14 protein-coding genes are annotated in these 13,305 nt (G+C 70.4%); 2 read left to right on the top strand and 12 right to left on the bottom strand.

Translation table 11 applies throughout. The features are described 5' to 3' along the window. Nucleotides 1-131: 131 nt before the first annotated feature. Nucleotides 132-1,595 carry an amino acid permease gene (locus tag MMB17_RS18130; RefSeq protein WP_241099785.1) on the top strand — a complete coding sequence of 488 codons (1,464 nt, stop codon included), beginning with the start codon at nucleotides 132-134 and terminating at the stop codon, nucleotides 1,593-1,595. 38 nt (nucleotides 1,596-1,633) lie between these two features. Here the strand turns inward: MMB17_RS18130 and MMB17_RS18125 are convergent, their stop codons facing one another. From MMB17_RS18125 to MMB17_RS18115, 3 genes are all read right to left on the bottom strand, one after another. Next, nucleotides 1,634-4,702 carry an efflux RND transporter permease subunit gene (locus tag MMB17_RS18125; protein ID WP_276518071.1) on the bottom strand — a complete coding sequence of 1,023 codons (3,069 nt, stop codon included), beginning with the start codon at nucleotides 4,700-4,702 and terminating at the stop codon, nucleotides 1,634-1,636. 100 nt (nucleotides 4,703-4,802) lie between these two features. After that, nucleotides 4,803-5,870, bottom strand: coding sequence for an efflux RND transporter periplasmic adaptor subunit (locus MMB17_RS18120; protein WP_241099783.1), 1,068 nt, complete (start codon nucleotides 5,868-5,870; stop codon nucleotides 4,803-4,805). Next, complete coding sequence (locus MMB17_RS18115) at nucleotides 5,867-6,946, bottom strand: efflux RND transporter periplasmic adaptor subunit (RefSeq protein WP_373324985.1); 1,080 nt, start codon at nucleotides 6,944-6,946, stop codon at nucleotides 5,867-5,869. The genes MMB17_RS18120 and MMB17_RS18115 overlap by 4 nt, the downstream gene beginning before the upstream one ends. A gap of 199 nt (nucleotides 6,947-7,145) precedes the next feature. Here MMB17_RS18115 and MMB17_RS18110 point away from each other — a divergent pair, with 199 nt between their 5' ends. Continuing rightward, nucleotides 7,146-7,814, top strand: a complete 669-nt coding sequence (locus tag MMB17_RS18110; protein WP_241099782.1) for a TetR/AcrR family transcriptional regulator — start codon at nucleotides 7,146-7,148, stop codon at nucleotides 7,812-7,814. Here the strand turns inward: MMB17_RS18110 and MMB17_RS18105 are convergent. The 9 genes from MMB17_RS18105 to MMB17_RS18065 form a co-directional block, all read right to left on the bottom strand. Next, nucleotides 7,808-8,107, bottom strand: coding sequence for a GCG_CRPN prefix-to-repeats domain-containing protein (locus MMB17_RS18105; RefSeq protein ID WP_241099781.1), 300 nt, complete (start codon nucleotides 8,105-8,107; stop codon nucleotides 7,808-7,810). The genes MMB17_RS18110 and MMB17_RS18105 overlap by 7 nt on opposite strands. A 316-nt stretch (nucleotides 8,108-8,423) precedes the next feature. Next, nucleotides 8,424-8,708: a hypothetical protein gene (locus tag MMB17_RS18100; RefSeq protein ID WP_238311163.1), complete on the bottom strand. Its 285-nt coding sequence runs from the start codon at nucleotides 8,706-8,708 to the stop codon at nucleotides 8,424-8,426. 192 nt (nucleotides 8,709-8,900) lie between these two features. Then, the gene (locus MMB17_RS18095; protein ID WP_238311162.1) at nucleotides 8,901-9,269 is read right to left on the bottom strand and encodes a hypothetical protein; all 369 of its coding nucleotides are present in this window, start codon (nucleotides 9,267-9,269) and stop codon (nucleotides 8,901-8,903) included. A 251-nt stretch (nucleotides 9,270-9,520) separates the two neighbouring features. Then, nucleotides 9,521-9,931: a penta-EF hand family protein gene (locus MMB17_RS18090; RefSeq protein ID WP_238311161.1), complete on the bottom strand. Its 411-nt coding sequence runs from the start codon at nucleotides 9,929-9,931 to the stop codon at nucleotides 9,521-9,523. A gap of 346 nt (nucleotides 9,932-10,277) precedes the next feature. After that, entirely contained in the window at nucleotides 10,278-10,916 is a 639-nt protein-coding gene (locus MMB17_RS18085; RefSeq protein ID WP_238311160.1) for a hypothetical protein, read from the bottom strand. A 12-nt stretch (nucleotides 10,917-10,928) separates the two neighbouring features. Beyond that, the gene (locus tag MMB17_RS18080) at nucleotides 10,929-11,822 is read right to left on the bottom strand and encodes an ABC transporter permease (protein WP_238311159.1); all 894 of its coding nucleotides are present in this window, start codon (nucleotides 11,820-11,822) and stop codon (nucleotides 10,929-10,931) included. Next, the gene (locus MMB17_RS18075; protein ID WP_241099780.1) at nucleotides 11,819-12,556 is read right to left on the bottom strand and encodes an ABC transporter ATP-binding protein; all 738 of its coding nucleotides are present in this window, start codon (nucleotides 12,554-12,556) and stop codon (nucleotides 11,819-11,821) included. Before MMB17_RS18075 ends, MMB17_RS18080 begins: the two co-directional genes overlap by 4 nt. After that, nucleotides 12,553-12,819 (bottom strand): hypothetical protein, encoded by a 267-nt coding sequence (locus tag MMB17_RS18070; RefSeq protein WP_241099779.1) that lies wholly within the window; start codon nucleotides 12,817-12,819, stop codon nucleotides 12,553-12,555. The genes MMB17_RS18075 and MMB17_RS18070 overlap by 4 nt, the downstream gene beginning before the upstream one ends. Nucleotides 12,820-12,821: 2 nt before the next feature. Beyond that, entirely contained in the window at nucleotides 12,822-13,256 is a 435-nt protein-coding gene (locus MMB17_RS18065) for a cupredoxin domain-containing protein (RefSeq protein ID WP_241099778.1), read from the bottom strand. Between the last annotated feature and the right edge of the window lie 49 nt (nucleotides 13,257-13,305).

The raw sequence follows: 13,305 nt of genomic DNA, 5'->3' as shown, positions 1-13,305 counted from the left end.
CGGCCCGTCCCGCCGGCCGGAGACCCGCCCTCCCCGACGCGTCGTCGGGACCGCATTGCGCGGCCGGCGTTTTCGACGCTTGATTGCGTCAAGGTTCCAGAACCTCACGCAACGGACAATCGAGGACAGGCATGGCGTCGGGCATCGCGGGCGATCTTTTTCGGGTGAAGTCGCTGGAGCGGCTGAACGCCGATGCGGAGGCCGGCGAGAACAAGCTGCAACGCCATCTCGGCCCCTGGAGCCTGATCGGGCTCGGCATCGGCGCGGTGATCGGGGCCGGGCTGTTCTCGCTCACGGGCATCGCGGCGGCTGAGCATGCCGGCCCCGCGGTCGTGGTCTCCTTCGCCATCGCCGCGATCGGCTGCGCCTTCGCCGGCATGTGCTACAGCGAGCTCGCGGGGATGATCCCGGTGGCGGGCTCGGCCTACACCTATTCCTACGCCACGATGGGCGAGTTTGTGGCCTGGATCATCGGCTGGGACCTCGTCCTCGAATACGCGGTCGGCGCGGCCACGGTCTCGGTGAGCTGGTCGCGCTACGTCACGCGGCTGCTGCACCAGTTCGGCATCGACTTGCCGGCCGCCCTCGTGCACGCCCCCTTCGAGACCTACACCCTGGCCGACGGGACCACGGCGGCGGGCCTCGTCAACCTGCCGGCGGTCCTCATCATCGTGGCGGCCTCGTTCCTCCTGATGGTCGGCATCCGGGAATCCGCCCGGGTCAACGCGGTGATCGTGCTCGTGAAGCTCGCCGTGGTGCTCGTGGTGATCGGGGTCGGCCTGTTCTACGTGAAGCGCCAGAACTACGTGCCGTTCCTGCCGGAGAACACCGGCACCTTCGGGGAGTACGGCATCTCCGGCATCATGCGCGCGGCGGGCGTGGTCTTCTTCGCCTATGTCGGCTTCGACGCGGTCTCGACCGCGGCGCAGGAGGCCAAGAACCCCCAGCGCAACATGATGATCGGCATCCTGGGCTCGCTGGCGATCTGCACGGCGCTCTATATCGGCTTCGCCGGCGTGCTCACCGGGCTCGTGCATTACGACGCCATGCGGGGCGACGCCGCGCCGGTGAACACCGCCATCGCCCAGACGCCCTACCCTTGGCTGAAGACCCTCGTGACCTTCGGCGTGATCTGCGGCTTCTCCACCGTGATCCTGGTGCTGCTGCTCGGCCAGAGCCGGGTCTTCTACACCATGAGCCAGGACCGGCTGCTGCCGGGCTTCTTCTCCGCGATCCACCCGACCTGGAAGACGCCCTACCGCTCGAACCTGTTCTTCATGGTGTTCACGAGCGCGCTCGGCGGCCTGCTGCCGATCTCGCAGCTCGGCCACATGACGAGCATCGGCACCCTGCTCGCCTTCATCCTGGTCTGCCTCGGCGTGATCATCCTGCGCCGCACCCAGCCCGATGCCCGGCGCGACTACCGCACGCCCCTGGTGCCCCTGGTGCCGATCCTCGGCATCCTGTTCTGCGGCGCGATGATGGCCTCCCTCGACGGGGAGACCTGGCTGCGCCTGCTCATCTGGCTCGCGATCGGCCTGGTGATCTACTTCGCCTGGGGCCGGCGCCACAGCCGCCTCGGCCGCGCCGCCTGAGGACCTGATCTTGGGGGCGTGGGGGCCGGGGGCGGCCCTCACGCCTGCGCGGGCGCCGCCCCCGCCGCCGGCTTGCCCGGGCGGATCCGGTACCAGCCGACATAGAGGGCCGGCAGGAACAGCAGGGTCAGGAAGGTCGCCGCGAGGATGCCGCCGATCATGGCATAGGCCATCGGCCCCCAGAACACCTCGCGGGCGATCGGGATCATGCCGAGGCTCGCCGCGGCGGCGGTGAGCAGGATCGGGCGCATGCGGTGGCAGGTCGCCTCCACCACCGCGTCCCAGGGCGCCATGCCCTCGGCCTCGAACTCGTCGATCTGCGTCACCAGGATCACCGCGTTGCGGATGATGATGCCGATCAGCGCCAGCACGCCGAGGATCGCCACGAAGCCCATCGGCGCTCCGGAGGGCAGCAGGGCCGCGACCACGCCGATCAGCCCGAGGGGCGCGACGCTGGAGACGAGGAAGAGCTTCTGCACGCTCTGGAGCTGCACCATCAGGAAGAAGGCCATGGCGAGCAGCATCACCGGCACCACAGCCGCGATCGGGCCCTGGCCCTTGGCGCTCTCCTCCACGGCGCCGCCGACGGCGAGCTCGTAGCCCTCGGGCAGTTCCTTGGTGAACTGCGCGATGGCCGGCGCCAGGGCGTTGACCACCGTGGGCGGCTGGGTGTCGTCGGTGATCGCGGCGCGGACCGTGATGGTCGGCAGGCGGTCGCGCCGCCAGACGATCGGCTGCTCCAGGTCGTAGTGGAGCCGGGCGAAGGCGAGCAGCGGCACGGTGGCGCCGTTCGACAGCGGCACCTGCAGGCTCTGCAGGGTGTCGACGGAGTTGCGCTCGACGGCGAGCGCCCGGCCGACCACGTTCACGAGGTAGATCGAGTCCCGCACCTGCGTGATCGTGGTGCCGCCGACGATGCCGTTGAGGATGCCGGCGATGTCCTGGCTCGTCACCCCGAGTTGGCGCGCCTTGTCCTGCAGGATCTCGACCCGCAGCACCTTGCCGGGCTCGTTCCAGTCGAAGGTGGGCACGCCGATCCGGTGATCGGTCGCCATCACGTTGGCGAGCTTGAGCGCCTGGGCGCGCACCACCTGCAGGTCGGGCCCGGACAGGCGGTACTGGATCGGCCGGCCGACGGGGGGGCCGAGATCGAGGGGGTGCACGAACACGTCGGTGCCGACGAATTGGGTGCGGGCGAGTTCGTTCAGCCGCGCCATGGTCTCGTCCCGGGCCTGGAGCGACACGGTCTCGATCACGATCTGCCCGAAGAAGGCGTTGCCGAGCTGCTGGTCGAGGGGGAGGTAGAAGCGGATCGCGCCCTCGCCCACGTAGGAGCTCCAGTGGCGGATCTTCGGGTCGCCCTTCAGGGCCTCCTCGAACCGGTCCATCTGGGCCTTGGTCTCGCCGATGCTGGCATTCTGCGGCAGGGTCAGGTCGACCAGCACCTCGTTGCGGTCGGAGGCGGGGAAGAACTGCTGCTGCACGTGGCCCATGCCGACGATGGCCGCCCCGAGCAGGCCGAGGCAGATCAGCACCGTCACCCAGCGGAAGCGCATGGCCGGGATCAGCACGGCCCGGAAGCTGCGCAGCAGGAAGCTCGGCTTCTCGCTGTGATGCTTCATCGTCTTGGGCAGGATCTTCACGCCGATCAGCGGCGCGAACAGCACCGCCACCACCCAGGAGACCAGGAGCGCGGCCGCGATCACCACGAAGAGCGAATAGGTGTACTCGCCCGCCGCCGAGCCGTTGAAGCCGATGGGCAGGAAGCCCGCCACCGTCACCAGCGTGCCGGTGAGCATCGGGAAGGCGGTGGAGGTGTAGGCGAAGGTCGCCGCCTTGTGCAGGCTGTCGCCCTGCTCCAGCCGCGCCACCATCATCTCCACGGTGATCATGGCGTCGTCGACGAGCAGACCCAGGGCGATGATGAGCGCGCCGAGCGAGATGCGCTGCAGCGTCACCCCCATGATCTCCATGACGATGAACACGATGGCGAGCACGAGGGGGATCGAGAGGGAGACGACGAGGCCCGCCCGCACCCCGAGGCTCACGAAGGAGACCGCGAGCACGATGACGACGGCCTCGACCAGCGCCTTGGTGAAGCCGCCCACCGCCTCCTCGACGATCTTGGGCTGGTCGGAGACGAGGTGGACGCCCACGCCGATCGGCAGCTCAGCCTCGGCGACCCGCAGGCGCGCCTTCAGCTCCTCGCCGAATTCCAGCAGGTTGCCGCTGGGCTGCATGGCGATGGCGAGGCCGATCGCCGGCTTGCCGTTGTAGCGGAACAGGGATTGGGGCGGGTCGGTATAGCCGCGGTGGATTTCCGCAACGTCCGCAAGGCGGAAGAAGCGGTCGTTCACACGCAGGTTGATCGCCTTGAGGCTGTTCTCGTCGGCGAACTGGCCGCCGACGCGCACGGAGACCCGCTCCGGCCCCGCCTGGATCACCCCGGAGGGGGCGACCGCGTTCTGCGCCTGCAGGGTCCGGATCAGGGTCTGGAAATCGATGCCGAGGCCGGCGAGCTTGCGGGTGGAGAAGTCGAGATAGATCACCTCGTTCTGGGCGCCGAGGATCTGCGTCTTGCCGATGTTCTTGACGCGCAGGATGATGGTGCGCACCCGCTCCACGTAGTCGCGCAATTGCCGCATCGAGACGCCGTCGGCGGTGAAGGCGTAGATGTTGCCGAAGACGTCGCCGAACTCGTCGTTGAAGGATGGCCCCTCGATCCCCTCGGGGAAGGTGTTGCGGATGTCGCCGATGCGCTTGCGCACTTGGTAGAACAGCCAGGGGATGGTCTTGGGCGGCGTGGTCTCGCGCAGCTGCACGAACACCGTGGCCTGGCCGGGCGTGGTGTAGCTGCGGGTGAAATCCACCGCGTTGATCTGCTGCACCTCCTTCTCGATCCGGTCGGTGACCTGCTCGAGGGTGTCCTGGATGGTGGCGCCCGGCCAGCGCGCCTGCACGACCATGGTCTTGATCGCGAAGGCCGGGTCCTCCTCGCGGCCGAGCCGCTGATAGGCCATGGCGCCGGCGATCACCGAGACCACCATCAGGAACCAGACGAAGGAGCGATGCGCGAGCGCCCATTCGGAGAGGTTGAAGGACTTCAGCATCGGGCGGAGCGAGCGTCTTTGCGATCAATCGGATGCGGGGCGATCCTGACACCCCGCCTGAAGGCTTTGCGGCGGGTCCGGGCCCGCGGCCGGGGACTCACCGGTTCGCGGCGAGGCGCACGGTCTGGCCCTCTTCGAGGCTGTGCACCCCGGCGACGGCGACCCGCTCCCCCGGCGCGAGCCCGGCGCCGATCGTGACCTGGCCGTCGCTGCGCCCGGACACGGTGACGGCGCGCCGGTTCACCCGGCTGCCGTCGGCGGAGACGACCCAGACCTCCGTCTTGCCCTCCGCCTCCAGCAGGGCGCCCGCGGGCAGGCTGATCCGCGGCTGCGTCTTCCGCTCCAGGGCGACGGTGACGGTGGTGCCGAGGCGGAAGGCGGGCGGGGGCGCGAGCAGGGTGAGGCGCACCCGGCGGGTCCGGGTCATGGGATCGGCGATGGGGCCGACCTCGCGCACCTTGGCCTGCGCCGTGACTCCCGGCGCCGCCTGGAGCGCCACGGTGTAGCTCGCCTCCGGGCTCATCCCGCCGATCAGGTCGTCGGGGATGTCGACCACCGCCTCGCGGATGTCGGGGCGGGCGAGGGTGACCACCGCCTGCCCGGCGCTGACCACCTGCCCGACCTCGGCGTTCCAGGCGGTGACGACCCCGTCGAAATCGGAGGACAGCGTCGCGTAGCCGAGTTCGTCCTGCGCCCGCTGGAGGGCCGATTTCGCCTGGGCGAGGCGGGCGGCGGCGGTGTCGCGGTTGGCCACCGCGGAATCGAGCTGGGCCTGGGTGACGTTCGCCCCCTCGAACAGGGTGCGCTGGCGCTGCTCCGTGGCGGCGGCGTTGGCGAATTGCGCCTCGGCATCGGCCACGTCGGCCTTGGCCCGGGTCAGGGCGAACTGGGCCACCGTCGGGTCGAGGGCGGCGAGCCGGGTGCCCTTGGCGACGAGGTCGCCGACATAGACGTCGCGGGCGACGATGCGGCCGCCGACCCGGAAGCCCGCCTGGGTCTGGTAGCGCGGCTCGACCGTGCCGGCGAAGGGGCCGAAGGTGGCGCGCGCGCGGGGCTCCACCGTGACGGTGAGGACCGGGCGCACGGGGGCGGGGGCCTCCTCCGTCTTGTGGCAGGCGGAAAGGCCGAGGAGGAGCGCGGGCGCGAGGAGAAGAGCGGGCCTCACAGCGTGCCCTCCCCCGTCACCGCGACCCGCTGGCCCGGGCGCAGGAGCTGGATGCCGGCGCTGACCACCTGCTCGCCGGCCGAGACGCCCCCCGACAGCACCAGGGCGGAGCCGGAATAGCGGGCGATCTCGATCCGCCGCGGCGCCACCGTGCCCGCCTGCCGGTCGTAGATCCAGACGGCGGGGGCGTTCTCCCAGCGGTAGAGGGCGCTCCAGGGCAGGGTCACCGCCGTCTTCGGGCGGAAGCGCCCGCTGCCGATCACCACGGCGCCGAGGCTCATCTGCGGCGGCACCGGATCGATGGCGAGCTTCACCTTGACGCCGCCGCTGGAGGGGTCGAGGGCGGGCGAGATCTCCCGCACGGTGCCGGTGGTGCGCACCGACGGGTCGGCCTGGAGCACGATGTCGACCTTCCTGCTCTCCGGCGGCTCGGCGAGCAGCGTCTCCGAGACGGTGAAGACGGCGTCGCGCGGGCCGTCCTGGGCGATGGTGAACACCGTCTGCCCCGCCTGGATCACCTGGCCGGCCTCCGCGTCCCGGGCGGTGACGATGCCGGACACGCCGGGCTTCAGCTCGGTATAGGAGAACTGCTCCCGGGCGGTCTGGAGGGCGGCCTGGGCCGAATCCACCGAGGCCTGCGTGGTCCGCAGGCTCTGCTCCGCCTGATCGTAGGCGCTGCGGGTGGTGTAGCCCGAGCGCATGAGCTGCTTCTGGCGCTCGAAGGCGACCTTGGCCTGGGTCAGCAGGGCTTCGGCCGAGGTCAGCTGCGCCTGGGCGGTGTCGAGATTGACCTGCTGCTCCTGCGGCTCCAGCCGCGCCAGGACCTGGTCGGCCTCGACATGCGCGCCGACCTCGACGAGGCGGGCGGCGATCTTGCCGCTCACCCGGAAGGCGATGTTGCTCTGGAACTTGGCCTGGACGTCGCCGGTGAGCACGACCTCGTCGGCGATGCTGGCGAGGGTGGCCGTCACGGTCTTGATCCGGGCCAGCGCGTCCTCGGCGCGGGCGGGGGGACCGATCCCGAGGCAGGCTGCGAGAGCGAGCCCGGTCGCTGCGGTAGAGACACGACCCTTCACGGCGGAGCGATCTCCTCGTTGCCGATGAGGGGAACCGGACCCGGTCCCCTCGCCTTCCCGGCAGGAAGATCGCCCCGTCCGCCCACGGGGTCCCGGCGCCGCCCCCTGTCGGGAAAGCGGGAGCCGAATCGTTGCCTGCCGGGCAGAGAGCTAATAATAACTGACTGGTCAGTCAATAATGGGTGCGAACGGGCGCGAGATGCCTTCGTCAGGTGGACGACAGCGGCGCAAGCAGGCGCGTCCGGGGGAGATCCTCGAGGCGGCCTTCGAGGAATTCGCGCGGACGGGCTTCGCGGGCACCCGGCTCGACGACGTGGCGGCGCGCGCCGGCATCACCAAGGGCACGATCTACGTCTACTTCTCCAGCAAGGAGGAGCTGTTCATCGCCACGGTGAAGGAGATCGTCCGGCCGGTGCGCGAGAATCTCGAGGGGCTCACCGCCGCCCTGCGGGGCAGCGCGGCGGCGATCCTGCGCCAGCATTTCGGCTTCATCTTCGCGCGGATGGTGGAGGATCGCCGCGGCCGCGAGCTGATCCGCATGCTGGTGGCGGAGGCCTGCCGCTTTCCCGAGCTCGCCAACCGCTGGCACGACGAGGTGATCGAGCCCCAGATGCTGCGGCTGCGCCAGGTCGTCGCCTACGGCATCGGGCGCGGCGAGTTCCGGGGGAGCGCCGCAGTGCAGTTTCCCGAATTGCTGCTCGCGCCCGTCATCATGGCCTGCCACTGGCAGAGCCTCTACGGCGAGAGCCACCCCCTCGACATCGACGCCTACCGGGACGCGCAGATCGATCTCCTGCTGAACGGCCTCGCCCTCCGGGACGGAGAAGGGCCGGACGACGCGCGCCCGGCCCTCGAAGATACTCAGTAGAACGGCCGCGGGCCGTAATAGCCGTAATAGCGCGGCGGGGGGGGGCGGTAGAAGCCCGGGCCCGGCCCGTACCAGCTCCGGCGCCAATAGGGCCGCGGGCCGTAGCCCCAGTTCGGCCGGCAATGGCCCCAGGGATTGAGGTGGAAGCCGGGGCCGCAGGCCCAGTCGACCTTCTCGATCGGGGCCGAAGCGCCGAGGGGCGCGGGGGAGAAGGGGGCGGCCTGCGCCGCCGTTGCGAGACCGAGGCCGCCGGCGATCGCGGCAGCCATTGCCAGCACCTTTGCGTGCCTCATGACGTGATCTCCTACGCTGGAGCACCGACCCGGAGAGGGAAGCCTCCTCCCGGAGAGGGCCGGTGCGGAACGACATCCTCGAGCCTCGGACCCTGGAGCGGGCCCGGGGCTCACGCCCTTCCGGCGGGGAGCCGGCCGGGCTTGTCCAGCAGAGTGGACCCGCCCGGGTGAACCGATCCTGACCCGAATGCGACGGATTCGGGGCAGGAGGCCCATCCCGCCCGCCTCACGAAAACGTGTCGCAAGACCCTGGCGCGCAACGCAAAACGGCGGAGCGCGCGCTCCGCCGTCCGGGACCTTCCGTGAGGAGGTGGGGTTACTGCGCCGGGCCGCCGGCGGTGTTGCCGTACTGGGGCACCAGGAAGTTCGGCTGGGCGGCGTTGCCGCCCTTGGCGGAGCTGTCGATGGCGCGCTGGGTCCGGCTGAGACCCCAGCCGCCCCGCGGGCCGATCGAGCCCGTGGTCAGCACGTCGCCGGTCGCGACGGTGGCACCCGTGGGGATGCCGGCCGGAGCCGTATAGCTCTGGGCGAAGGCGGAGGAGGCGGGAAGGGCGAGGCTCAGGGCGAGCGCAGCAGCGACGGATGCAAGACGAGTATTCATCGGTCTTTCCTTTCGTCTGGCGCGGTCTCCGTCTTGTTCGGGGGCCGTGTCATCTTGTGGTGACCGTGAGATAGGAAGCCGCTTGCAGGGCCGACGTGCCGTTTCGCACGCGGCTTGCTGTTCTGCCCTCTTGCGCGGAATCACGGGGACTTGCGGATCCTTGCGGGCGCCGAGGCGCCCCGAGACGACGCCCTACCGGGCGACGAACAGGCCCGGCACGACCCTGCCCTCCGCGCCGAACAGCTCCGCCGCCCGCTTGCAGCTCGCCTCGACGTCCTTCCGGTAGGCCTCGATGTAGGATTGGGCGCGCAGGCGCAGCTCGCCCTGCTCCAGCTCCTCCAGGGAGACGCCCATCGCCGTGACCGTGCTCTTCAGGCGGGCCGTGTCGGTGCGCAGGGTCGGGCAGGACAGGTTCACGAAGCCGGCAAGGCCGGCGATCTTGGCGGCGTTGTTGCGCTTGTCCGCGGCGGGCTGGGGACCGGGCCCGGGGGCCGTCTCCGCCAGGGCCTGGGAGGCGCTCAGGCTCGCGAGGAGCGCGGCGGCGGCAAAGAGATGGTTCATCGGGAGACCGGTGTTTCCTGCCCTGGGGCGTTTCGGGCCGCGATCGGCCTCTCGTTCGCCGGGAGTCCTATCGCCCGAAGATCCTCGAGTCGAAGGATTCCCCATGCTGCCCCGCCCACCTTGCCCTTATTAAGTTCTGAAGGTCGCGCGATCCCCTCTCGTTGCCCGCCGGCGGGCGGCGAAAACAGGAAGGGCACGGACCCTCTCGGATCCGCGCCCCGCGCCGTTCTCCGCCGTGAGGGCGGAACGGCTCACTTCATGAGCTTGAGCAGCTTCTTGCCGGCCGGGCTCGCCAGCTCCTTGGCGTCGATGGTGCCGTCGTTGTCGGGCTCGGCGGCCTGGAAGCGGGCGGCGACCAGGGCGAGGTACTCGTTCTTGTCGAGGGTGCCGTCGGAATCCGGATCGGCCGCCTTCAGCTCCTTCTTGGAGACGCGGCCCTTGAGCTCCTTGGCGTCCAGGGTGCCGTCCTTGTCCGGATCGAGGCCGTCGAAGGTCGCGGCGGCGGCGGCCTGGGCCTCCTTGAGGTCGATGGTGCCGTCGTTGTCCGGGTCGAAGGCGGCGATGGCGGCGGCGGGCTTGGCTTCGGCCGCGGCGGCGACCAGGGCGGCGGAGGAGAGGCCGAGAAGCGCGGCGAAGGCGAGGCGGGAGAACCGGGAAGCCATGTCGTGGAAGTCTCCGTGAGAGCAGCCGCAGCCGAGGAGCCGCCGCCGGTCAGCGAGGGGATCAGGAAGGCGCAGGGGCCGTGGAAGGGCCTGGGGGGACTTGGGTCTTCCTGTGTCGCTTGCCTAACCGTCCCGGGATAATTTGGCAATGCCCACGGGGTAACTTTGTGAAGAATGATGCCGTTTCGGGGCGCTCTCTCCGGGGCCGCTCCGTCCTCGCGGACGCCAAGGGGCTTGGCCTCCGGGCTTGGCTACCGGGCCTGGCTTCCGGTTCTGGCGGCGCAGGGCGAAGCGGCGCCGGACCCGCCGGGTCCCGCGCTGCCTGCGATCGAGGCTTCCGAAGGGGTTAGAGCTTCGCCTGAATCTTCCGGGCGATCTCGCCGAGGCGCTGCTCCAGCAGGGTCGGCACCTCGCAGACATAGGAGACCGACTGGCTGCGCTCCTGGAAGATGCGCCGGTCCCAGTTGAAGGCGCTCTCGAGGTCGGCAGTCTCCTTGGAGGAGACCTTGGTCGGGTCGCTGTCCGGGCTGTCCTTGGCGGCGCTGACCTTGTCGGCCTCGTCGCGGATGCGCTCGGCGAGCCGGCGCTGGCCCTGGGCGTAGCGGGTGATGCCGCTGATCACGGTGTTGCGCTCGCCGTTGATCACCTCGAACACGCCGGCGAAGAGGCGGGTGAGGCGCTTGTCCTTCTCGGCCTTGTCGCCCCCGCTCTTGGCGAGGAACTCGTCGAGGAGGCCGTCGACCTCGCTCAGCTCCGTGCGGCGGGAGGCGATCTTGCGGGCGAGCTGGGCCACCTCGCGGTCGTTGCCCCATTCGCCGGCCTCGGCGAGGTCGGGACCGGTCCAGAACGAGCCGTAGCCGAGGGTGGTCACCTTGCGCTGGGCGCAGGGCCAGTCCGGGTCGGCCTTGGGCTGGGCGAGGGCCGGCCCGGCCAGGGCGAGGGCGAGGAGGGGCGCGAGGCGGGCGGGGGACAGAAGGCGGAGCATCCCGGGGGTCTCTCAGTTCGGTTCGCCCGCCGGGCCGCCGCGCCGGGCCATGAGGCCGCGGCCGGGGTCGTAGGCGATGACGGCGAGCGTGAAGAAGGCGAGCGTGGTGCCGACCACGACGGCGCAGGCGAGCGGCTCGAACTTCACGTAGAGGGCGAAGCGGACCAGCTCGACCGCGTGCGTGAACGGGTTGGCCTCGCAGATCCAGTACAGCGTCTCGCTCGATTCCCGGATCCGCCAGAGGGGATATAGGGCGGAAGAGGCAAAGAACATCGGGAAGATCACGAAGTTCATCACGCTCGCGAAGTTCTCGAGCTGGCGCACCAGGGAGGACAGGAACAGGCCGATGGCGCCGAGCATCATGCCCGCCGCCAGGAAGGCCGGCAGGGCCGTCAGGTAGCCGAGCGGCGGGATGTCGGTCTCCCAGAAAGAGGCCACCGCGAGGAAGGTATAGGCCTGCACGATGGAGACGCAGACGCCGGCGATCAGCTTGGCGAAGAGCAGCGTCCAGCGCGGATAGGGCGAGGTGAGCAGCACCTTCATCGAGCCGACCTCGCGGTCGTAGACCATCGAGAGCGAGGATTGCATGCCGTTGAAGAGCTGGATCATCACGGCGAGGCCGGGCACCACGTAGACCTCGTAGAGCACGTAGGTCTCGTAGGGCGGCGTGATCGAGACGCCCAGCGTGTTGCGGAAGCCGGCGGCGAAGATGAACAGCCAGACGAGCGGGCGCACCAGGGCCGAGAAGAACCGCTCCTTCTGGTTGAAGAAGCGCAGCAATTCCCGGCGCACGATGCCGCCCAGGGCGATGCCGTAGCCGACCGCGTCGAGCCGTCCGGCATGGGGCACGGGCCTGGCGCCTGCCTCGGCGCCGCTCGCGACGGCGGGGGTGGGGGAACGGCTCATGCGGCGGCCTTTGCGGGTTCGGCCACGAGGCGGCGGAAGGCGGCTTCCAGGGTCTCGCCGGGGGTGCCGATCGCCCCGGCCCGGCCGCGGGCGACGATGCGGCCGCGATGCAGGACCACGGCGTCGTCCTCGGGGGCGATCTCCTCGAAGATGTGGGTCGCCCAGAGCACGGAGAGCCCCTCCTCCCGCACCAGGGCCCGTACGATGCCGACGATGTCGGCGCGGGATTCGAGGTCGAGGCCGACGGTGGGCTCGTCGAGGAGCAGCAGGCGCGGCTCGTGGATCAGGGAGCGGGCGATCTCGATGCGCCGGGACTGGCCGCCCGAGAGGGTGCGGATCTTGTCGTCGCGCCGCTCGGCGAGGCCGACCCGGGCGAGAAGCTGCTCGATGCGCGCCCGCGCCGCCCGCCGGCCGATGCCGTGCAGGCTCGCGTGATAGTGGAGGTTCTGCGCGACGGTGAGGTCGGTGTCGAGGGTGCGGGCCTGGAAGACCACGCCGAGCCGGGCGAGCGCCCGCGAGGGCTCCCGGTCGAGGGGATGGCCGAAGATCGCGACCCGGCCCTCCTGGTTGTTGTAGAGCCGCGTGATCACCGAGAACAGCGTGGTCTTGCCCGCGCCGTTGGGGCCGAGCAGCGCCATGAAGCGCCCGCGCTCCACCGCGAGCGACACGTCGGACAAGGCCGCGCGCTGGCCGAAGCGGTGGCTCACATGCGCGACGTCGAGGGCGGCGCTCATTTCGGCAGCGCCCTCTTGGCGTCGCCCACGGCATCGAGGCACTCGTCGAACTCGCCCTCCCCCTGCTCGCGCCGGGCGACCCGCAGGGCCTTCTTCAGCTTGGCGAGCACCGGCTCCGGGGGCGCCTTGGCGATCTCGGCCTCGATCAGGCCGATGCCCTCGGCGCAGGCCGCCTTGTCGTCGGCGCGGGCCGGGCCGGCGAGGAGGAGGGCCGCGCCCAGAAGGGTCGCGGCCAGGAGGGGGGGGCGGGGCAGGCTGCGCATGCTCACTTCACCGAGATCGTGCCGGTCAGGCCTTTGTCCTCGAGGCCCTGGGCGTACCACTTGTAGGTGCCGGGCTTGATCGCGACGAATTCGAGGGCGATCTCGCCCGGATCGTCGAATTCGAGGTGATCGGGCGGGCCGCCGCCATGGATCTCCTTGTGCTCGATCACGATCTGGTTGAACCAGATGTAGCGGAAGAACTCCGGCGCGTAGAACTTGTATTCCTGCCGCCCCTTGGCGACGATGCGCAGGCGATAGGCCTTGCCGGCCTCGAGCTCGATGTCCTTGTTCTCGACCACGAAATCGTTGCCCTCCTCGTTGCCGAGCACGAGGTCGGGCAGGTTCTGGCGCTTCTTGGTCAGGTCGAGGGCGCCCGCCGGGGCGGCGGCGAGCGTCAGGGCCGCGGCCGACAGGGCGGCCCGCATCATCCGTGTCATGTCCGTTTCCTCCTCCGCCGCCGTTGCCCGGCGGTCCGTGCCGTTCTGG

The organism is Methylobacterium organophilum, from assembly GCF_022533465.1.
GTDB classification, from domain to species: domain Bacteria; phylum Pseudomonadota; class Alphaproteobacteria; order Rhizobiales; family Beijerinckiaceae; genus Methylobacterium; species Methylobacterium organophilum.
Note: the sequence above shows the minus strand (reverse complement) of the source record. Positions and strands in the feature narration are given on the sequence as shown.

Excerpts from the sequence above, each read along its gene's own strand:
- MMB17_RS18085 (WP_238311160.1), bottom strand. The coding sequence starts at position 10,916 with ATGCTCCGCCTTCTGTCCCCCGCCCGCCTCGCGCCCCTCCTCGCCCTC.
- MMB17_RS18075 (WP_241099780.1), bottom strand. The coding sequence starts at position 12,556 with ATGAGCGCCGCCCTCGACGTCGCGCATGTGAGCCACCGCTTCGGCCAG.
- MMB17_RS18130 (WP_241099785.1), top strand. The coding sequence starts at position 132 with ATGGCGTCGGGCATCGCGGGCGATCTTTTTCGGGTGAAGTCGCTGGAG.
- MMB17_RS18080 (WP_238311159.1), bottom strand. The coding sequence starts at position 11,822 with ATGAGCCGTTCCCCCACCCCCGCCGTCGCGAGCGGCGCCGAGGCAGGC.
- MMB17_RS18090 (WP_238311161.1), bottom strand. The coding sequence starts at position 9,931 with ATGGCTTCCCGGTTCTCCCGCCTCGCCTTCGCCGCGCTTCTCGGCCTC.
- MMB17_RS18070 (WP_241099779.1), bottom strand. The coding sequence starts at position 12,819 with ATGCGCAGCCTGCCCCGCCCCCCCCTCCTGGCCGCGACCCTTCTGGGC.
- MMB17_RS18065 (WP_241099778.1), bottom strand. The coding sequence starts at position 13,256 with ATGACACGGATGATGCGGGCCGCCCTGTCGGCCGCGGCCCTGACGCTC.
- MMB17_RS18100 (WP_238311163.1), bottom strand. The coding sequence starts at position 8,708 with ATGAATACTCGTCTTGCATCCGTCGCTGCTGCGCTCGCCCTGAGCCTC.
- MMB17_RS18095 (WP_238311162.1), bottom strand. The coding sequence starts at position 9,269 with ATGAACCATCTCTTTGCCGCCGCCGCGCTCCTCGCGAGCCTGAGCGCC.
- MMB17_RS18105 (WP_241099781.1), bottom strand. The coding sequence starts at position 8,107 with ATGAGGCACGCAAAGGTGCTGGCAATGGCTGCCGCGATCGCCGGCGGC.
- MMB17_RS18110 (WP_241099782.1), top strand. The coding sequence starts at position 7,146 with ATGCCTTCGTCAGGTGGACGACAGCGGCGCAAGCAGGCGCGTCCGGGG.